General features: G+C 48.5%; 17 protein-coding genes, 1 tRNA gene and 1 pseudogene. 2 read left to right on the forward strand and 17 right to left on the reverse strand.

Going from position 1 to position 16,262, the window contains the following annotated elements; genetic code table 11:
- Positions 1–19: 19 nt before the first annotated feature.
- From csrA to H569_RS0100650, 13 genes are all read right to left on the reverse strand, one after another.
- Complete coding sequence (csrA, locus tag H569_RS0100590) at positions 20–265, reverse strand: carbon storage regulator CsrA (protein ID WP_027363355.1); 246 nt, start codon at positions 263–265, stop codon at positions 20–22.
- Positions 266–267: 2 nt separating this feature from the next.
- The gene (gene fliW, locus H569_RS0100595) at positions 268–753 is read right to left on the reverse strand and encodes a flagellar assembly protein FliW (RefSeq protein WP_027363356.1); all 486 of its coding nucleotides are present in this window, start codon (positions 751–753) and stop codon (positions 268–270) included.
- A gap of 76 nt (positions 754–829) precedes the next feature.
- Positions 830–1,129 (reverse strand): hypothetical protein, encoded by a 300-nt coding sequence (locus H569_RS0100600; RefSeq protein ID WP_027363357.1) that lies wholly within the window; start codon positions 1,127–1,129, stop codon positions 830–832.
- A 40-nt stretch (positions 1,130–1,169) separates the two neighbouring features.
- Complete coding sequence (flgL, locus tag H569_RS0100605) at positions 1,170–2,372, reverse strand: flagellar hook-associated protein FlgL (RefSeq protein ID WP_027363358.1); 1,203 nt, start codon at positions 2,370–2,372, stop codon at positions 1,170–1,172.
- A gap of 29 nt (positions 2,373–2,401) precedes the next feature.
- On the reverse strand, positions 2,402–3,832 hold the full coding sequence (gene flgK / locus H569_RS0100610) for a flagellar hook-associated protein FlgK (protein ID WP_027363359.1): 1,431 nt from the start codon (positions 3,830–3,832) through the stop codon (positions 2,402–2,404).
- 62 nt (positions 3,833–3,894) lie between these two features.
- The gene (locus H569_RS0100615; protein WP_027363360.1) at positions 3,895–4,386 is read right to left on the reverse strand and encodes a flagellar protein FlgN; all 492 of its coding nucleotides are present in this window, start codon (positions 4,384–4,386) and stop codon (positions 3,895–3,897) included.
- Between the two features lie 18 nt (positions 4,387–4,404).
- Positions 4,405–4,686 carry a flagellar biosynthesis anti-sigma factor FlgM gene (flgM, locus tag H569_RS21110; protein WP_051273088.1) on the reverse strand — a complete coding sequence of 94 codons (282 nt, stop codon included), beginning with the start codon at positions 4,684–4,686 and terminating at the stop codon, positions 4,405–4,407.
- Between the two features lie 182 nt (positions 4,687–4,868).
- Complete coding sequence (locus H569_RS0100625; protein ID WP_027363361.1) at positions 4,869–5,951, reverse strand: protein-glutamate methylesterase/protein-glutamine glutaminase; 1,083 nt, start codon at positions 5,949–5,951, stop codon at positions 4,869–4,871.
- A complete protein-coding gene (locus H569_RS0100630; RefSeq protein WP_027363362.1) occupies positions 5,935–8,106 on the reverse strand; it encodes a chemotaxis protein CheA in 2,172 nt (723 codons plus the stop codon). Before H569_RS0100630 ends, H569_RS0100625 begins: the two co-directional genes overlap by 17 nt.
- 54 nt (positions 8,107–8,160) lie before the next feature.
- Positions 8,161–8,625 (reverse strand): chemotaxis protein CheW, encoded by a 465-nt coding sequence (locus tag H569_RS0100635; protein ID WP_027363363.1) that lies wholly within the window; start codon positions 8,623–8,625, stop codon positions 8,161–8,163.
- A gap of 18 nt (positions 8,626–8,643) precedes the next feature.
- Positions 8,644–9,426 carry a flagellar motor protein gene (locus H569_RS0100640; RefSeq protein WP_027363364.1) on the reverse strand — a complete coding sequence of 261 codons (783 nt, stop codon included), beginning with the start codon at positions 9,424–9,426 and terminating at the stop codon, positions 8,644–8,646.
- Positions 9,427–9,636: 210 nt separating this feature from the next.
- On the reverse strand, positions 9,637–10,419 hold the full coding sequence (locus H569_RS0100645) for a flagellar motor protein MotB (protein WP_027363365.1): 783 nt from the start codon (positions 10,417–10,419) through the stop codon (positions 9,637–9,639).
- Positions 10,420–10,444: 25 nt separating this feature from the next.
- Positions 10,445–11,935 carry a DUF342 domain-containing protein gene (locus H569_RS0100650; protein WP_027363366.1) on the reverse strand — a complete coding sequence of 497 codons (1,491 nt, stop codon included), beginning with the start codon at positions 11,933–11,935 and terminating at the stop codon, positions 10,445–10,447.
- A 453-nt stretch (positions 11,936–12,388) separates the two neighbouring features.
- Here H569_RS0100650 and H569_RS0100660 point away from each other — a divergent pair, with 453 nt between their 5' ends.
- Positions 12,389–13,105, forward strand: coding sequence for a 2-phosphosulfolactate phosphatase (locus tag H569_RS0100660; protein ID WP_027363367.1), 717 nt, complete (start codon positions 12,389–12,391; stop codon positions 13,103–13,105).
- A 218-nt stretch (positions 13,106–13,323) separates the two neighbouring features.
- On the opposite strand, the gene H569_RS18835 is transcribed toward H569_RS0100660, so the two are convergent.
- From H569_RS18835 to H569_RS0100670, 3 genes and pseudogenes are all read right to left on the reverse strand, one after another.
- Entirely contained in the window at positions 13,324–13,518 is a 195-nt protein-coding gene (locus H569_RS18835; RefSeq protein WP_309294762.1) for a type II toxin-antitoxin system HicB family antitoxin, read from the reverse strand.
- Positions 13,502–13,603: pseudogene (locus H569_RS23530) on the reverse strand (helix-turn-helix domain-containing protein); the annotation flags it as partial. The gene H569_RS18835 and the pseudogene H569_RS23530, both read right to left, overlap by 17 nt.
- Before the next feature lie 161 nt (positions 13,604–13,764).
- Positions 13,765–13,839: transfer RNA gene (locus H569_RS0100670), tRNA-Val, on the reverse strand.
- Between the two features lie 225 nt (positions 13,840–14,064).
- Between H569_RS0100670 and H569_RS0100675 the strand changes: the two genes are divergently transcribed.
- The gene (locus H569_RS0100675; RefSeq protein ID WP_034629048.1) at positions 14,065–15,162 is read left to right on the forward strand and encodes a DUF362 domain-containing protein; all 1,098 of its coding nucleotides are present in this window, start codon (positions 14,065–14,067) and stop codon (positions 15,160–15,162) included.
- A gap of 208 nt (positions 15,163–15,370) precedes the next feature.
- Here the strand turns inward: H569_RS0100675 and H569_RS23465 are convergent, their stop codons facing one another.
- A complete protein-coding gene (locus H569_RS23465; RefSeq protein ID WP_027363369.1) occupies positions 15,371–16,174 on the reverse strand; it encodes a LysM peptidoglycan-binding domain-containing protein in 804 nt (267 codons plus the stop codon).
- Positions 16,175–16,262 lie beyond the last annotated feature (88 nt).

Raw genomic sequence — 16,262 nt, forward strand, 5'->3', positions numbered from 1 at the left:
TATAATCGGTAAATAGTTTTCATTCTTTAGGGCTTTTTTCAGTCTTTAATAAATTTTTAATCGCCAACGCCGAAGCCATATCATTGGTTAAAACGCTCATGTTCTCCCTCTTTACGTCTTCATAGAGTTCGGAACGCAAAACGGTGATGCTTTTGGGTGCCGCAATGCCGATACTGACAGCGTCATCCCTGGTTTCTAAAACTGTGATGACTATATTGTCGCCGATCATAATGCTCTGATTTTTCTTTCGGGTGAGGACCAGCATGATTATTTTCCCTCCCCGCCGGATGCCTTTTGATTTTCCCTATGGGGCCCCTTTTTATTTATTCCCTGAAACAGCAGGTGCTTGGTTTGATAGGGCGAACCGGACATAATCACCTGTTTGGCCAGGTTCAGCCGGGTGTTGATCACAATGGGGGCGACAAGGTTGGTTGTCGTTTGGGCGGGATTATCACGTGGTATGGTGATTGTGGTCAATATCAGCGCTTCGCCGGGCGCTTCCAATTCCAGTTCCGCGATGTCGGGTTCGGGTATGGCACAGGCATAGCCGTTGACAAATTTAAACGGGTCGATCACCATCAAAGCAATCCCGGGTGATTCCACTGACTGAAGCCAGTGGATATCTTCCGTACCTTCAACGGGGATGATTATAAATTGGTGCAGGTTTTCAAAGCCAGGTATCCCTTTAGGAAAGGTGATTATTTTTTCGCTGTCTATTTCCAGTTCGCCAAAACGGGTGGTGCTGACGATCATATTTTGGACCCCCCTTTTTCTGAAATGGTAATATAATAAAATCAAGGTGGCGCTGGAGGCCACCTGGATGCGTATTTCAGATATAAAAATCAATTTTTTTGGTCCTGCGGTCATGCTGCTGTTTCCGGTTGTCCCTTTGTTTTTGCTCTTTTGGTTCCTCCCGCCGGGTAACTTTTTGATTATAGACTTCGCTGTTTTTCAATGTTTTATCAACCGGCCGCCTGGTAACCTGCTCTTTTACTTTGTCCTGCCCCGCAATTTGGCTTGCCGCCAACGCCTCGTCGTGGCCCGGCTTGTTGCGCACCGGGTCGACTTCGCGAAACTTGACGGCATCCTCGATTATTTGGGACTGCAAACCACCCGCGCCTATTTTCACCGGTTTCACCCCCGCCGGGATATTTTTGCCATATTTTAAACTATCTCAAATAATTCAACAAAGACACCTGCAGTATTTGCGCGCCGGCCGCCAGTGAGGCGTTATATACCATCTGGTGCTGGGAGAGCTCGATAGACACCTTCGCTATATCCACGTCCTCCAGGTTGCTCTCGACCTGATTTAAGCGCTGTACCTGGTCAAGCAATTGATTTTGCACCGATTCAAAGTGGCTTTCCCGGGCACCGACGCGCACACGGTAACGCAGCACTTCGTCGTGCCGGTTATTCAAATCCCCTATGTATTGATTCAGGTTTTGAGCATTACCGGCCAACAGGTCATTCTTCAGTTTGATGAGCGTGTCAAAAATCCCGCTGAACAGGCCCGGCTTAACATCGCTGGTGCTCTGTCCATCTATTAAATTGCCTCCGCCATCCAGATTTTCAATTTTCAATTTTGCATCGGCGCCGAAAAATGCTCTCTGAATGGTTAAGGTTTTGTTTTGTTTGTCAAATTTGGCGGCGTAGTTAGCCAAGTCATTGATTTTGCTGACGATGCCGTCGTAACTTTCACCGGCCGCATAACTGACGGTTTTAGTATCTGTTACATTGGATGCGCCGTCGTACACTTTAAAAACCAGGGAACCGCCGGCGTCGGCCTTGCCGTCGCCATCGGCGTCCACCACATTTATTGTCGCCCCGGCGTGATTGACGCTGTCGACGTTAACTTCATAATAGGCATGGTCAAGTATTTCCCTGCTCACCGCATCAAAATTGCCGCCAAATGTAATAGTGTTGGCGTCAACACGCTCAAAGGGCGGGCGGGAGTTTTGGGTGCCGGCAAAAATGTATTTGCCGCCCACAGTGGTGTTGCCTATATCCTTCATTTCGTCAATAATTTGATCAATCTGGCGGCCGATAGCCTTGAGGTCATCCGGCGCCATTCCCCCGTTGGCGGCCTGCAGAGTATATTCCAGGGTTTTTTGCAAAAGGCTGCCGGCGGTGCCGAAAGCGGTGTCGGCGGCCTCCAGGTAGCTCATACCGTCTTTGATGTTCCGCACGTACTGTTCATTCATGCTCAGGCTGCTTTTGACCAGCAGGAGTTGGTTGATGGCGCCGGGGTCGTCACTGAGGTTGATGATGCTCCGCTGGGTGGACATCATTTCCTGGGTCCTGGTCAGCTTTTGCAGCCCCTGTTGAATATAATTCTGGGTGTTGTAGGTAATGATCCGGTTGGTAACGCGCATTTATTTTTCCCCCTTGGCGGGCATTATACTTACCCGGTGCGGTTGATCAGGTAATCTATCATTGCATCAATTGTGCTCATCACCCTGGCCGAGGCCTGGTAGCCGTACTGGAACTGGATCAGCAGCGAAAGCTCTTCATCCAGGCTTACACCCGCCGCCGACTCGCGCAAATTATTAACCTGCTGGTTGATTGCGGTTTGATTTTCGGCCATGTTCGCTGTTGAGGCGGAACCGGCGCCTATTTGGGACAGTAGCCCGTTGAAATATTCATTGAAGGTCATATTCCCCAAATCCGCTATGCCGGCATTGTACAGCCTGGCCACATCTATGGCCTTGGTCCCGGCTTCCGGGTCGCCGGTTATATCATCGTTGACCCGGAATTTATCATTGGGGTCGCCGAGTGAGCCGCTGAACATAGTGGAAGGGCTGATCAGGTTGTTGATTTCTTTTTTCAGCGCTTCGGCAAAATCACTCAGTTTTTCCCGGTAGCCGTCAACTTGATTGGAGATGCTGCCGCGCACTTTTTCCAAGCCGGCCAGCCTGCCGGGTGCACCGGACAGGGAAACGTCCAAGCCGTTGATAGTCAAACTTACCTCATCCGCAACCGGCGGCGTTGCGGTGTTATCCCCGGGGCGATACTTTAACGTCATGCTTTCGGTGTCTATCTGCGCCAGGTCAAAATTGAAAAACTCTATTTTAATATTTTCATTATTTTCAACGGAACCGGAGCCGGCAACCGGCGCATTGTTGATTACATTGACGGGCCCGTATTCCGCCAGCCGGTCGATCAACAAATCCCTTTTGTCCAACAGGTCGTTTGGTTGGTTGCCCTGCATTCGGATCTTTGCAATCGCCTTGTTGACGTCTTGAATCTGGGTAATGATATCTTTGACGTTTGCCAAATCGTTAATCATCTGCCCCCCGGACACATTGCCGCCGGCATCCGGCTTGCAAATGCTGTCGCCGACCAGGCCTAACTGCATGTAGGCCTCGTTCAGCATATTGGCCAACTCGCCGCCCACCTCCACCACGGCGGACTTGACACCGGGGTCCTGCGGGTTATTGTTCAAATCGTGCCAGGTGCGGAAAAAGTTGGTCAGGGTATCACCGATGCCCTTGGAGCCGGGCTCCGCGAAAATGGCTTCCACCCGGGTATAAATTTCTTCCTGGGTACTCCAGTAATTCAATGACGATATGCTTTCACGCACCTGCCCGTCCAGGTAATCGTTGCGGATGCGCCTGATCTCATTGATTTCCACGCCGGTGCCCAACTGCCCCGGATTTAGTTTACTCATTAAAGTCGGGTTGGCATAGGGCGCACTGGCCACATGCACCGCCTGCTGGCGCGAATAGCCCGGGGTGTTGGCGTTGGCGATATTGTGCCCGGTGGTTTCCAGCGATTTCTGGTGCGCCTGCAGGCCCCGCCGGGATGTTTCAATGCCTAAAAAGGTGCTGGGCATTTGTTTTACCTCGCTTCAAATGTTTTGGCCGGTTCTCTCATTCCGGCTCCTGACTTCTAATTTTATACCGATTTATTTAATGCCGCCCCGAAGCCTGCACCATCCTTTAATTGGCCGCTGTTGCCGTAGGTGGCGCCGGCAGCCTGGCGGAAAATCCCGAGCATCATATTGTTAAAACGCATGGCGTTGCGGGTCAACAGGTTGTTGAACTCCACCTGTTCTTTTAATTCTTCCAGGCAGCGGCGGATTTCCCGTCTTAAATACAACAGCCGGAAGGATAAGTCTTCGGGCGCCCGGGCTGCTATTTCAGTTAATTTTACGTCCGGTGACAGGTTGATCTGCTCTGCCAGCCGGACGGTGATTTCCTCCCGGTTTTGGTCCAGTTCCCTCATTTTTAAACCCAGTTGCTCCAAACCGGCCACGCATGCATTTATTGCCGCCAAATCGTTCTTGCGCAGGGCCTGGTTTTGTTTTTGGGCTTCTTTGAGTACCAGCGCCGCCAGATCATATTGCTGCTGCATGGTTTTTTCCAGGTCATAATAAAGCCGGATCATGTCAGTTTCTCCCCGCATCTAAATTTGGGTTCTTTCCCGGATCAGTCCCTCTGCTATTTTTTCCGCAGACGGCCGGTAGGTGCCGTCTTTTAGTTGTGCTTTGAGTTCATCAACCCTGTCCTGCCTGACACCGGGCATATCCCTCAATTTGGCCCGGTAGTTGATAATCTCCTGGGCCCTGGTGGATATTTCCGCCCGGTCGTGTTCCGGGTTGATCTGTTTTTTTGCTGCGGTATTATTTTTTTTGTTTTGTGCTTTATAGGCGTCTATTAGGTTGCGATCAACAGAATTAATCTTCATGGCGACCACCGCCTTGTTGCTTTTCTATTCTATATAGGTAGTATCGGCTGTTATGATGAATAACTTTAGTGGATTTTTATTTAATCTGTTGGGTATTTATGATGGGAATCATGCGGGCGGACAGGGTCGCCCGCCCCTACATACAATGAGATGCCGCGCTGCGCTCAATAACAGCAACTGGATTATACCAGTCTGATTATTTCGGCGGCTATTTGGTGCAGGGGGAGAATTTTTTCGGCGGCGTCCAGCTCGGCCGCGGCCCTGGGCATGCCGTACACCACACAGGTGCTCTCGTCCTGGGCGATGGTGCGCCCGCCGCGCCGGCGTATAGCCAGCATGCCCCGGGCCCCGTCCCGGCCCATTCCTGTGAGCAATACGGCCAGGGTGTTATTCCCTACCACCTCGGCGGCGGAGTTCATTACCACATCCACGGACGGGCGGAAGCCTCCCGGGGGAACCGGCTTGTTGCCTTTATCCAGCGCTACGCTGAGCCGGTCGCCGTATTTGCGCAAATACAAGTCGTAGCCGGCCGGTGCCACCAGCACCCGGCCAGGCATAACCCTGTCTCCGTGCCCGGCGTGCTTTACTTCCATTTTGCACTTGCGGTTTAAGTGTTCCGACATGGGGCCGCTGAAGCCCACAGGGATATGTTGGACAACTATTACCCCGCAGGGAAAATTGGCAGGCAGAGAAGGCAGTAAAGTTTGCAGGGCGGCGGGACCGCCGGTGGACGAGCCGATCACCACCAGCTCTATTTTGGAGGAAGCAATTTTATCATCGGTATCGAAAATAGTTGCCCCGGTTTTTGGTTTGGGTTTGTAATCGCTGACCCGGCTTTCAGCCGGGTCAGCCTGGCACCTGCCAATTGACGCCCGCCTGGCCACCCTGATTTTCCTGGTCAAGTCGGCGGCCATTTTTTCCGCATCGCCGGCTTTGGTTGGTTTGGGCACAAAATCCACCGCGCCGGCAGCCAGCGCCTCCATGGTCACACTTGTTCCTTCCATGGTGTAGGCGCTTAACATAATCACCGGCACAGGGCACTGCTGCATCAGTCTTTTGACGGTTTCCACACCGTTCAAGCCGGGCATCTCAACATCCATGGTCACCACGTCGGGCCGGTGCAGCTTGACCTTTCTGATCGCATCTTCACCGTCGACGGCAGTATCCACCACCTGGATGTCGGACTGCATTTCCAGCATGCGGGTGACGATACGGCGCATCAGCGCCGAATCATCAACCACCAGTACTTTAATTTGACGCAGCATATGCGATAGCCTCCTCGGCCCCGGCATGGCGCAACAAGCCCCGGACATCCACAATCAGCGAAACTTTGCCGTCACCCAGAATGGCCGCCCCGGAAAGCCCTTCCACTTGGCCCAGATAGCCTCCCAGGGATTTAATCACTATTTCCTGTTCCCCGATCAGTTTATCCACTACAACACCGAGCTTTCTCTGGCCGCTTCCCACGATAACCACATATATTTTCCGGTCGTTTTCACCGCCGGAAGCATGATTGAAAATATCGCCCAGCCGCTTTAACTGGTATACCTGGCCGCGCACCACGATAACTTCGGAGTGCCGGATGTTTTTAATATCCTTGCTGTTGACGTTTAAAGTTTCCACCACATAAGTCAGCGGGAAGGCGTAGGCCCTGCCGCCGCTTTCCACCATCAAGGCCCGGATAATCGCCAGGGTCAGCGGTAGTTTAATGGCAAAAACTGTGCCCTTACCGGGGTTGGTGCTGTATTCCACTGTGCCATTGATATTTTCGATCTGGGTGCGGACGATATCCATCCCGACGCCCCGGCCGGAAATATCACTCACCTTTTTTTCATCCACTGTGGAAAAACCGGGCATGAAAATCAGGTCCATGGCCTCACGGTCGCTCATCCTATCGTATTGCTCCCTGGTAATGATCCCGTTTTGCAGTGCTTTGGATTTAAGCTTTTCCACATTGATGCCCTGACCGTCGTCTTCCACGGTGATCACGATGTGGCTTTCCACATAGGAAGCTTTTAACTGCAGCAAACCACGCACCGGCTTACCTCTTTTCAAACGTTCAGCCGGTTCCTCTATCCCGTGGTCGATGGAATTCCTTAACAGGTGGATTAACGGGTCGCCAATAACCTCAATGACATTGCGGTCCAGTTCTGTTTCTTTACCTTCAATAATGAACTCCACTTCTTTGCCCAATTTGTGGGCGATATCGCGGACCATCCTGGGAAAACGGTTGAAAACCTGGGCCACGGGCAGCATCCTTGCTTTCATTATTTCATGCTGCAGGTCGGTGGTTACCTGCCCCAAGTGGGTGGATATGTCCGAAATGTCGTCAACCAGATCACCGGTGCCGTATTTACTTTCGAACACGTCCACGAAACGGTCCAAACGGGTGCGGTCGATGACCAGTTCTCCCACCAGGTTCATCAGTGTATCCAGCTTTTCAACGTCGACCCGGACTGTTTTAATGGTTTTCTTTTCAGCCGTTTCAGCATTACCGTTCTGCGACTTATCCGGTACGGCGGGCCGGTTGGCCGATTGCAAACCGGCTTCGCCGGTCTTCAGCGCAGACTGTTGTTCAAAATGGTCTTCCTCTTTTAGGGCAACGCCGCTTTCAATGGGTTTTAAAAATACGTCTTTTATTTCAGCAACCGAAAGGGCCATATTTTTAATCTGGTCGGGATCGGACTGGCTGATTATGATTAAGTCAATACTATTATCGAAATGCCCGTTCTGAATATCTTCGGCCGGAGGCATGGTTTTGATGATTTCCCCGGCCTGCTCCAGGGTTTCAAATAATAAAAAGGCCCGGACTTCCTTCATCTGGCAGTCGTCTTCAAAAATAACCTTCAAACCATAACCCCTGAAACCACGCAACTCGGCTTCAGCGACCACATCTTCGACCACGCTGTCTATTTCAATATCCAATTTAGCAGGTTCAACTGTTGCAACAGTTGCAATCCCTTTTGGGACATTGGTTTCAGGATCGTGATGAACGGGAACAGAAGCCGTGTTGCCCGCTGCAGTTGCCGCTATCTGGTCGTTACCGGCCAGGGTCAGTTTTAATTTTTCCAACACCGGCCCGATATCGGTATGTTTTACGTTACCGCCGACTATTTCTTCTTTTAATCCCGTTAATGTATCCATGGCCTCAAATAAAATATCAACCAACTCACCTGTTATTTTAAGACGGTCGTGGCGAATTTCATCAAAAAGGCTTTCAATGTTATGGGTCAATTCCGTCATTTTATCATAACCCATTACGGCTGATGATCCTTTGATGGTGTGAGCGGCCCGAAAGATTTCCTGAATTACCTCCGGCGTAACCTGCTGCTGCTCCAGTAACAAAATGTTGTCGTTAATAATCTGAAGTTTCTCTTCCAATTCTTCCTGGAAAATTGCAATTTCAGCATCGCTGAACATAATTTCACCTCCAGTTGTTTTTAGAGGGCTAATTTGCCGCGCCGTTCACTCCTTTCAACGACAGGCTTCCATTAAATCCTGCACGGACACCAGTTTATCAAGTTGAATAAGCACGATCAGGTCTTCTCCGTCCAAAATGATTCCCCGGATGTAATCCTGGCCGGCGCTTACTGCGGCCGGCGCCGGTTTGATGGCTTCCTGACTGATTTTGCGCACTTCATACACCGCGTCAACGATGATACCAAATTTCGACTCGCCTGTTTCGGCAATTACCACCCGGCTGTTTTCGTTCCAACCTTCGGCATTGATATTAAAAAGGCTGTGTAAATTAATCACCGGAATAACCTTGCCCCTGATATTGATTATTCCTTCGACATAATTCGGTGTATTGGGAATAGGCGTTATTTTTTCCAGCCTGATTATTTCCGACACAACGGTAATATCAATACCAAATAACTGTTTGTCTAAAGAAAATACAACTACTTGCAGGTCATTCAATTCTTTAGCAAAATTACTCAAGGAAATTCCTCCCGTTTTTTATTCTTCCTCCTCCACCTCTTCCCTGGTAGTACGATTGGCCGGGTTGAGGTAGGCAACCAGGCGTTCTCTGATCAAAACAGGGTTATAGCCGGATTGCAAAGATATAATCCCTTCCATCATTAATTGCTTTAAAAGTATTTCCTTTTGGCTGATGTTGGATAATTTTGACGCCAGGGGCAGCCAGAGTATGTTGGCGCTGCTGATGCCATAAAGGGTAGCCATAAAAGCCACCGCGATGGAAGGGCCCAGTGCCTCCGGGGTTGTAATATTACCCAGCACGTGGACAAGCCCCATAACAGTTCCGATAATGCCCATGGTGGGGGCATATCCCCCGGCAGCCTCAAATATACTGCTGCCGGTATGATGCCTTTCCTCAATGGAATAAATTTCAACCTCCAGAATATTCTTGACCAATTCCGGGTCAGTGCCGTCAATAACCAATTGAATACCTTTCCTTAGGAATTGATCCTCAATTTCCGGCAGGCGGTTTTCCAGGTATAATAAGCCTTCCCTCCTTGCTTCTTCCGCCATGCCCACAATATCTTCAATGACCTTGGCGGTGTCGTAAGGCGTATGTCGAAGCGCTTTTATAAACAATTTGGGCACCACTTTTAAGTCCTGCGGGGTATAACTGATCACAGTTGCTCCGATGGTGCCGCCAAACACAATTAACGCCGCACTGCCCACCAGCAGCGCACCGGCCTCCCCCCCCTCCCATAGGAAACCGGCCAGCAACGAGCCCAAACCTACAATAAACCCCAGTATGGTTGCAAAATCCATTTACTGATCATCCTTTATATGTATTTTTTGTTACTATTAAGGCGGTTGGAATCAGTAGTAATTCAGGAGTCAGTATTCAGCAGTCAGAATTCAGAATGTCCCCCCAATATGCTCTCAGTAATTTACCAACATCCGATAATCGCCGGCTCACTTGTTTAGACTTCTGACTACCGACTCCTGAGCAGTAGCTATATTTTTACACTTTTAAATCTATAAGTCGCCCTCGGGCGTGTTACCCATTCCTTGTTCATTGCCTTTACCGGCAGACTGAGGTTCGGCGCCGGCAAATTTGCTTCTCAAAATCACCAGATTGACCCTCCTGTTCAGATGGCGGTTTTCTTCGGTGGTATTGGGGACACGGGGCCTGTATTCACCATAGGCGGCTGCAGACAACTTTTGGGGTGAAAAGTCATGGACCGTGATCAGTTCCCGCACGACATTGGTAGCCCTGGCCGCAGACAGCTCCCAGTTGGAAGGGAACTTGGCCGTCCTGATGGGCAAATTATCCGTATGGCCCTCAACGCGAATATAATTGGGCGTACTCATTAAAATCGGAGCCACTTTATCCAGTAATGTCCTTGCCTGAGGGGTGAGTTGATCGGAGCCCAGTTCAAACAGCACGTCATCTTGAAAACTCAGTACTATGCCCCTCTCCTCCGTGGTAACTGAAACTTTGGCATTGAGCCCGTTTTCATTAATGTAATTTTCCAGTTTATTCTTCAATTGATCAAGTTGCGTTTTTTCTATTTCGTCCTGAACTTGATTCGCCGGGCTGCCCGGTATAACAGACGGGCCGGGGCTTTCCAACACCATGCCGCCGGCGCCGAAAACCGCAGCCAGGGATTCAGCCAGAGTTTTAAACCTGGCCACGTCAACTTTGCTCAAAGAATACATTACAACAAAAAAAATCATCAATAAGGTAATCATGTCCGAATAAGTAATCAGCCAGCGTTCATGATTAGCCTTGCTTTGCCTGCCCCTCCGCCTCTGCATATATGCTTCCTCCGGTGTGTGCTAATTAATATAAAGATATTTCACCATTTTCATCAAGCCGCGCAACGACCATGCTGTAATCTTCCCTGGCGGTAAAAACTCTTTTTCCTATTTGCAGCACCGAACCGTTGTATACCAGCTTGGCCTTGATAATACTTGCTTTATCAGTCTTGACCAGGGTTCTCGCGCCCATCGGCGCGCCAATTTCATCAACGATCACATCGCCCCCGGCGATGATTTCCCCACCCCTGGCCACTCCTTTTATCTCCACCGTATTTAAAGCTATCAGCCTTGAATTGAACATTCCCTGCCCTAATAATCTAATGCTTCCCGTCGCGGCCACTTCGGAATTCCATACACTGTTGCCGATAATGTCACAAGGAGTATCGTTCTTGGTATCTAAAAATTGAACAGCAGTTTCCAGGCTTTCTTTGATCTGATCCAGGCTGGTTACTTCAAGCGCTTTAATCCCGCATAATTGGGAGAGAGCGTTGACGGCGTCCTCAATTACTTCCGGTAACATTTGCTTGTGTTTATTCTTTTTAACCAGCTCCAGCAAACCATTCAACTGATTTTTAATGTACGAAAACTTTTTATCTATCAGTGTCATGATAATATTGCCATATTGAGCAGTTTTATTATTTGCTCTTAACGCGGTTAAAACCTGCCTGGCTGTGTTTTCAAGTTTAAGTATGGTGTCTTTTATTTCGCCCAGCCTCTTGTGCACTTCATTTAAAAAAGCTGAAATTCCGCCGACATTTACTTTACTGGCCGTGATGATTTTCATTACTTCCAACTTGCCGCCAACATTAATGCTTGATCTGGATACAAACCCCCAAATTTTCAGATTGCCGGATACATCCACAATCATATTATCATTGACATTTCCGTTAATAATAACATCACCGTTAAAACGTATATTTCCGGATTTGAGATCAACGTCCCCTTCGTGCTGGTAAACTGCTTCAACACCCACAGTGACGTTCCTGCCCGCCTTTTTTACCCAGGGCCTCCCGCTGGCTGTGCTGATAACAGAATTTCCATCACCGGAGATTTTGGCATTTTTACCGGCTCTCAACGTCAAATCAAAAACTTTGCGGGCAGGTATGGCCTGACCCGTTACGGTTATTCCATCTTCACCCTTGACCATTGGATGATATACGGCCAGCTCTGTTTCCGGTTTTACCGACGGCACATTGAAAATTTCTCTGAAATCAATGTTTTTTTCGTCTGACAAGGAGGCTTTTGGTTCCTTGGACACCCCGGTATTAAAAAGGTACTCCACGTAGCCGTCCCGGCCTTCCCTGGGAGGGGTGCCGCTGGCAATTAAATATGAACCGGGCTGGGGATCAATAGTGATTTTTTTTAACATATCCTGGTCAATACCGTATTTAATCCCTTTTTCATTAAGCAACTGTTTAATTGCTCTCTGATCCAAGTCTTCCTTTTCCCTTATTGTCATCAAGGCTTTTAGCTTGTCTTCTGTAATTACCAGGGTTATATTATTATTTTCCAATTTACCACCCCGTAATATTTACCCAAACACATAAAATACTATTTTTTTCTACATATAGTTTTAATATCCTTCAGTCCGGTTAAAGTTTGGACATAATACTTAAAAAATCGCCCTATATCTAGATTCGGTTATTTTTTTCTTTCCTTTAGCTTGTACCACATCCATCTCAATTTATTACATTATTAAGGTGCTGGAATGAGGCACCGGCCTGAATTGTTCGCAGATTGCTTTTTCCGCGCTGTCCCTGTTACAGCCCAGTTTCATTGATACCTTCGGCGCATTGCATTTCATGTTATAATTAAACCGGCATTCTTCCATAAAACAGTTTATTTTATTCATTATTCATCACCACGCTTAATGGTTTATGTGCTGCAATTGCCGGATATTCAACAGGTATTATTTAATATTATCTTTATTTAAAATTTTATACAGCAACGAAAGGATTGATTGATTTTGTTCGTTAAACTGATACCCGTAGCCGAAAAGGCTTCACCCCCGGAAATACAAGGCTATGCCGCCATTGTGTTCGATGTTTTAAGAGCTACCAGCACCATTACAACAGCGCTGGCAGCAGGTTATCAAAAGGTACATCCGGTTGTTGAAGCGGAAGAGGCAAAAGATCTTGCCCGGCGCATTGGCGCTGCTCTGGCGGGGGAACGCGGCGGGGAAAAGATCCCCGGTTTTCCGCACGGCAATTCACCGCTGGAATTTTGGTCCGGTAATAACAATGGCAATGATAGCCTTGTTTTGACTACCTCAAATGGCACCAAAGCGATTCGTATCGCCTCGATGTATGCTGACAAAACCTTGATCGGATCGCTGCTGAATGCCCGCGCTGTTGCCCTGGCGGCACTGCAAACCGGTCTGGATATTTGTTTGGTTTGTGCCGGTACGGAGGGTAGTTTTTCATTGGAAGACGTTTTAGGGGCAGGTTTTGTCCTATTGGAGTTGACCAATCTCACGGGCGGCCGGCTGCAGATGGATGACCTTCCAGTTGCCGCGTGCAACCTGGCCCGCCATTATGTAAACGACCCGCTGAAGGGGTTGGATGAGGGCAGGCACGGTAAAAAACTGATCAACCTGGGCAGGAAAGCTGACTTGGAGTGGTGCGCCCGGCTAAACAGATTTGAGATTGCACCTGCAGTTAACAACGGATATGTAAGTCTTTAAACAATGTATGGTTACCCGCCGCTTAATTGTGTTAATATTTTTCGAAAACGATTTCATCATCTGCCGAGAAAAGCAAAAGCCCGGCGCTGTGGCCGGGTGGAGCGGAGCTTAGAGCAAGTCAATTAATTCCTCAACGGTGAGGCCCGCCTGTTTACAACCTTCTTACCGGTGACCCTGGGCATCCTTGTCATGAAACGCTTACCTGCACTTCAGCGAATTTAAAGTCCCCCTGCGGTACCGGCTCGCCAATTATCTTTAAGGCCAATATGGCCGGTAATGGCTTCCTGAACCCGCTCCAGGGCTTCTTCCCTGTCCTTTCCCTGGGTAACACAGCCCGGCAGGGCAGGAACAGTAACAACACAGACCTGCGTCTCATTATCCCACGTCAGGACAACCTTAAACCTGCGTCGCATTTGCAGATTCCTCCTTCTTGTCGGGGATATATTCAAACAAGTCCCCAGGCTGGCAGTTCAGGGCAGCGCAAATCTTTTCCAATACCTCAAAAGTTTACTATTAAAGCATGGACAGCGAGTAAACAAGCCAGGGGTGGCGGCCCCCTGGTTTACTCTTTAAAATTGTATAACAATTCTACTGGCATAAAAATTGGCATAAACCTATATTGGCATATAATTAAAAAGCCCCGCAGGGCTTTATTTTCCTGGTGGGGCTAACTGGTTTCGAACCAGTGGCCTCTTGAATGTGAGTCAAGCGCTCTCCCGCTGAGCTATAGCCCCTTATTTTTAACACTTATAAATTTTATCACATTACTCATATATAATCAACATAATTATTGGATTTTTATTATTCCCCGTTGCTTTCAATAATTCAACTTGATCAACCATGGTCTCGTTAACGACCGGTATTGGTATTCAGTAGCTCATCGTAGCTGTTCTGTTTTAAGCGCGTGGCAAACCCACAGTATCTATGGTAAAATATACAGAGATAGGAGGTTTTGAACTATGTCTGAAGTATTTTTTGCCGACTTGCGTACTAACAGTAAGGAAAATTTATTGGACAAGCTGGGCAGGCTTTGTGATCGTCTACAATTGAAAAATATCATCGCCCCCAAAGACCTGGTGGCCCTAAAAATTCACTTTGGAGAAACAGGCAATCTTGCTTATGTCAGGCCGCAGTTTGCACGCCTGATAGTGGATAAAGTTCGGGCTGCCGGCGGCAAGCCGTTTCTAACAGATTCCAATACCCTTTATGTGGGATCCCGGGCCAATGCCGTGGATCACCTGGAGACAGCGATACGCAACGGGTTTGATTTCTCCGTTGTCAATGCGCCCCTGGTCATAGCGGACGGACTCACTGGCAAAGAATATATAAGTGTACCCGTCAACGGTAAACATTTTAAAGATGTCAAAATTGGGAGTGCCGCTTATCATGCCAACGCCATCATATCCATAACTCATTTCAAGGGCCACGAGCTGACCGGTTTTGGCGGCGTGCTTAAAAATCTTGGTATGGGCCTGGGATCACGAAGCGGAAAGCAGATGATGCACTCTGATGTTCTCCCAAAGGTTAACGCAGATAAATGTATCGCCTGCGGCTTGTGTTCGGAATGGTGCCCGGCCACGGCCATCAACATAGAAGAACACGCTTCAATCGATGAAAATGTTTGCTGGGGCTGTGGTGAATGCACCGTAACGTGCCCCGAAGGGGCGATAAAGATAAATTGGAAGAGCACACCAAACATTGTCCAGGAAAAAATAGTTGAATATACCCTGGGTGTGCTAAAGCACAAGCAGAATAAGTCTGCCCATATTTCCTTTATTATGAACGTTTCTCCTGAATGCGACTGCTGTACGTATAATGATGCTCCTGTGGTTGGGGATATTGGTATTGCAGCTTCCCTCGACCCGGTGGCATTGGATCAGGCCTGTGTGGATTTGGTTAACAACGAGAAGGTTTTGAGCGGCTCACGATTGGGAGATAACCCGGATATTAAAGATAAGTTTGCTGCTTTGCACAAAAATATAGACTGGTCGGTACAGCTGGCCTACGCCGAAGAGGTGGGTCTCGGCAGCAGAAAGTACAACCTGGTTAGAATATAGTTTCATTCAAAGTAACCTCGAACACAAAGGCGGGCGGACAGAGTTGTCCGCCCTTATAATTACCCATCTTCACCGGTATTCCAAAACAAGTTTGTTGAGTAGCCTTCAACCTATGGCTAAATAGTTGCTGATAAACTGCTCAGGAGTCAGTAATTCTGACTCCTGAATTCTTACTCCTGAATTCCTAAGTAGTAACTATTTTATCTAACTAATAGGTGAATGTAAACGAATCCATAATTTTGCTTACCGGGCGGGATTTTAAAAATGTATTGGTTACCCAGGATTCAAAGAAATACAGTGCACCATTTGAAGGATCAGATCCGTTTAAGGCTTCTATCGCGGCCCTTTTGGCAGTTTCACTGGGCGGGTTGTTGATCCAGCCGTTTAACACCGGCTCAAACTGGTATCTGCCGGTTTCGTCCACCTGGTAGATTACACCCCGGATGGTATTAGGGAAATCAGGGCTGTCCACCCGGTTCAATACTACCGCGCCAACCGCCACCTGGGTCTCAAATGACTCGGAATCTGCTTCGGCCGTGATGATGCGGGCCAGGGCGTCGAAATCAGCCATGCTTACTCTGCCGCCCCGGCTGACCTGTATGCTTTCGCTGCGCTGTAGCTGCAAATATGCCGGAGTAGTGCTCCCCCCGGCCACAGGTATGTATAGTTGTTGACCCGGGTAAATCATATCGGCACTGTAAAGTTTGTTTATTTCCTTGATCTTCTTGTAATCGGTGCCGAATTTGGCTGCAATTGCCGATAGCGTATCACCCTTTTTAACGCTGTACTTAGACGGAATGACCAGCTTCTGGCCGACATAGAGATAATCGGACCACAGGCCGTTGGTGTAACGCAGCGCATACTGGTCAATACCGTAATGCCTGCTGATTAAATAAATTGTATCTCCATTACTTACGGTATGGACCTGGGCCATGGCTGCAGCCGGGTAAACAGCCGACAAAGACAATAGGATTATGAAGACCATGATTTTCTTTTTTAATTTTTTTAGCATAATTTTCTTGCCATTCCCTCCTTGACCACAAGTTGTCGGCTTTATTATACAAGCCTTCCGGTTAAGTGGCCAAGCAGTAAATTTTGGG

The sequence above is a fragment of the Desulfotruncus alcoholivorax DSM 16058 genome (genome assembly GCF_000430885.1).
In the GTDB taxonomy this organism is placed as follows: Bacteria; Bacillota; Desulfotomaculia; order Desulfotomaculales; family Desulfallaceae; genus Desulfotruncus; species Desulfotruncus alcoholivorax.

What these genes read in the sequence shown, in the direction of transcription:
- csrA (WP_027363355.1), bottom strand. Translation starts at nt 265, where the DNA reads ATGCTGGTCCTCACCCGAAAGAAAAATCAGAGCATTATGATCGGCGAC.
- fliW (WP_027363356.1), bottom strand. Translation starts at nt 753, where the DNA reads ATGATCGTCAGCACCACCCGTTTTGGCGAACTGGAAATAGACAGCGAA.
- flgL (WP_027363358.1), bottom strand. Translation starts at nt 2,372, where the DNA reads ATGCGCGTTACCAACCGGATCATTACCTACAACACCCAGAATTATATT.
- flgK (WP_027363359.1), bottom strand. Translation starts at nt 3,832, where the DNA reads ATGCCCAGCACCTTTTTAGGCATTGAAACATCCCGGCGGGGCCTGCAG.
- H569_RS0100615 (WP_027363360.1), bottom strand. Translation starts at nt 4,386, where the DNA reads ATGATCCGGCTTTATTATGACCTGGAAAAAACCATGCAGCAGCAATAT.
- flgM (WP_051273088.1), bottom strand. Translation starts at nt 4,686, where the DNA reads ATGAAGATTAATTCTGTTGATCGCAACCTAATAGACGCCTATAAAGCA.
- H569_RS0100625 (WP_027363361.1), bottom strand. Translation starts at nt 5,951, where the DNA reads ATGCTGCGTCAAATTAAAGTACTGGTGGTTGATGATTCGGCGCTGATG.
- H569_RS0100630 (WP_027363362.1), bottom strand. Translation starts at nt 8,106, where the DNA reads ATGTTCAGCGATGCTGAAATTGCAATTTTCCAGGAAGAATTGGAAGAG.
- H569_RS0100640 (WP_027363364.1), bottom strand. Translation starts at nt 9,426, where the DNA reads ATGGATTTTGCAACCATACTGGGGTTTATTGTAGGTTTGGGCTCGTTG.
- H569_RS0100645 (WP_027363365.1), bottom strand. Translation starts at nt 10,419, where the DNA reads ATGCAGAGGCGGAGGGGCAGGCAAAGCAAGGCTAATCATGAACGCTGG.
- H569_RS18835 (WP_309294762.1), bottom strand. Translation starts at nt 13,518, where the DNA reads ATGCGACGCAGGTTTAAGGTTGTCCTGACGTGGGATAATGAGACGCAG.
- H569_RS0100675 (WP_034629048.1), top strand. Translation starts at nt 14,065, where the DNA reads ATGTCTGAAGTATTTTTTGCCGACTTGCGTACTAACAGTAAGGAAAAT.
- H569_RS23465 (WP_027363369.1), bottom strand. Translation starts at nt 16,174, where the DNA reads ATGCTAAAAAAATTAAAAAAGAAAATCATGGTCTTCATAATCCTATTG.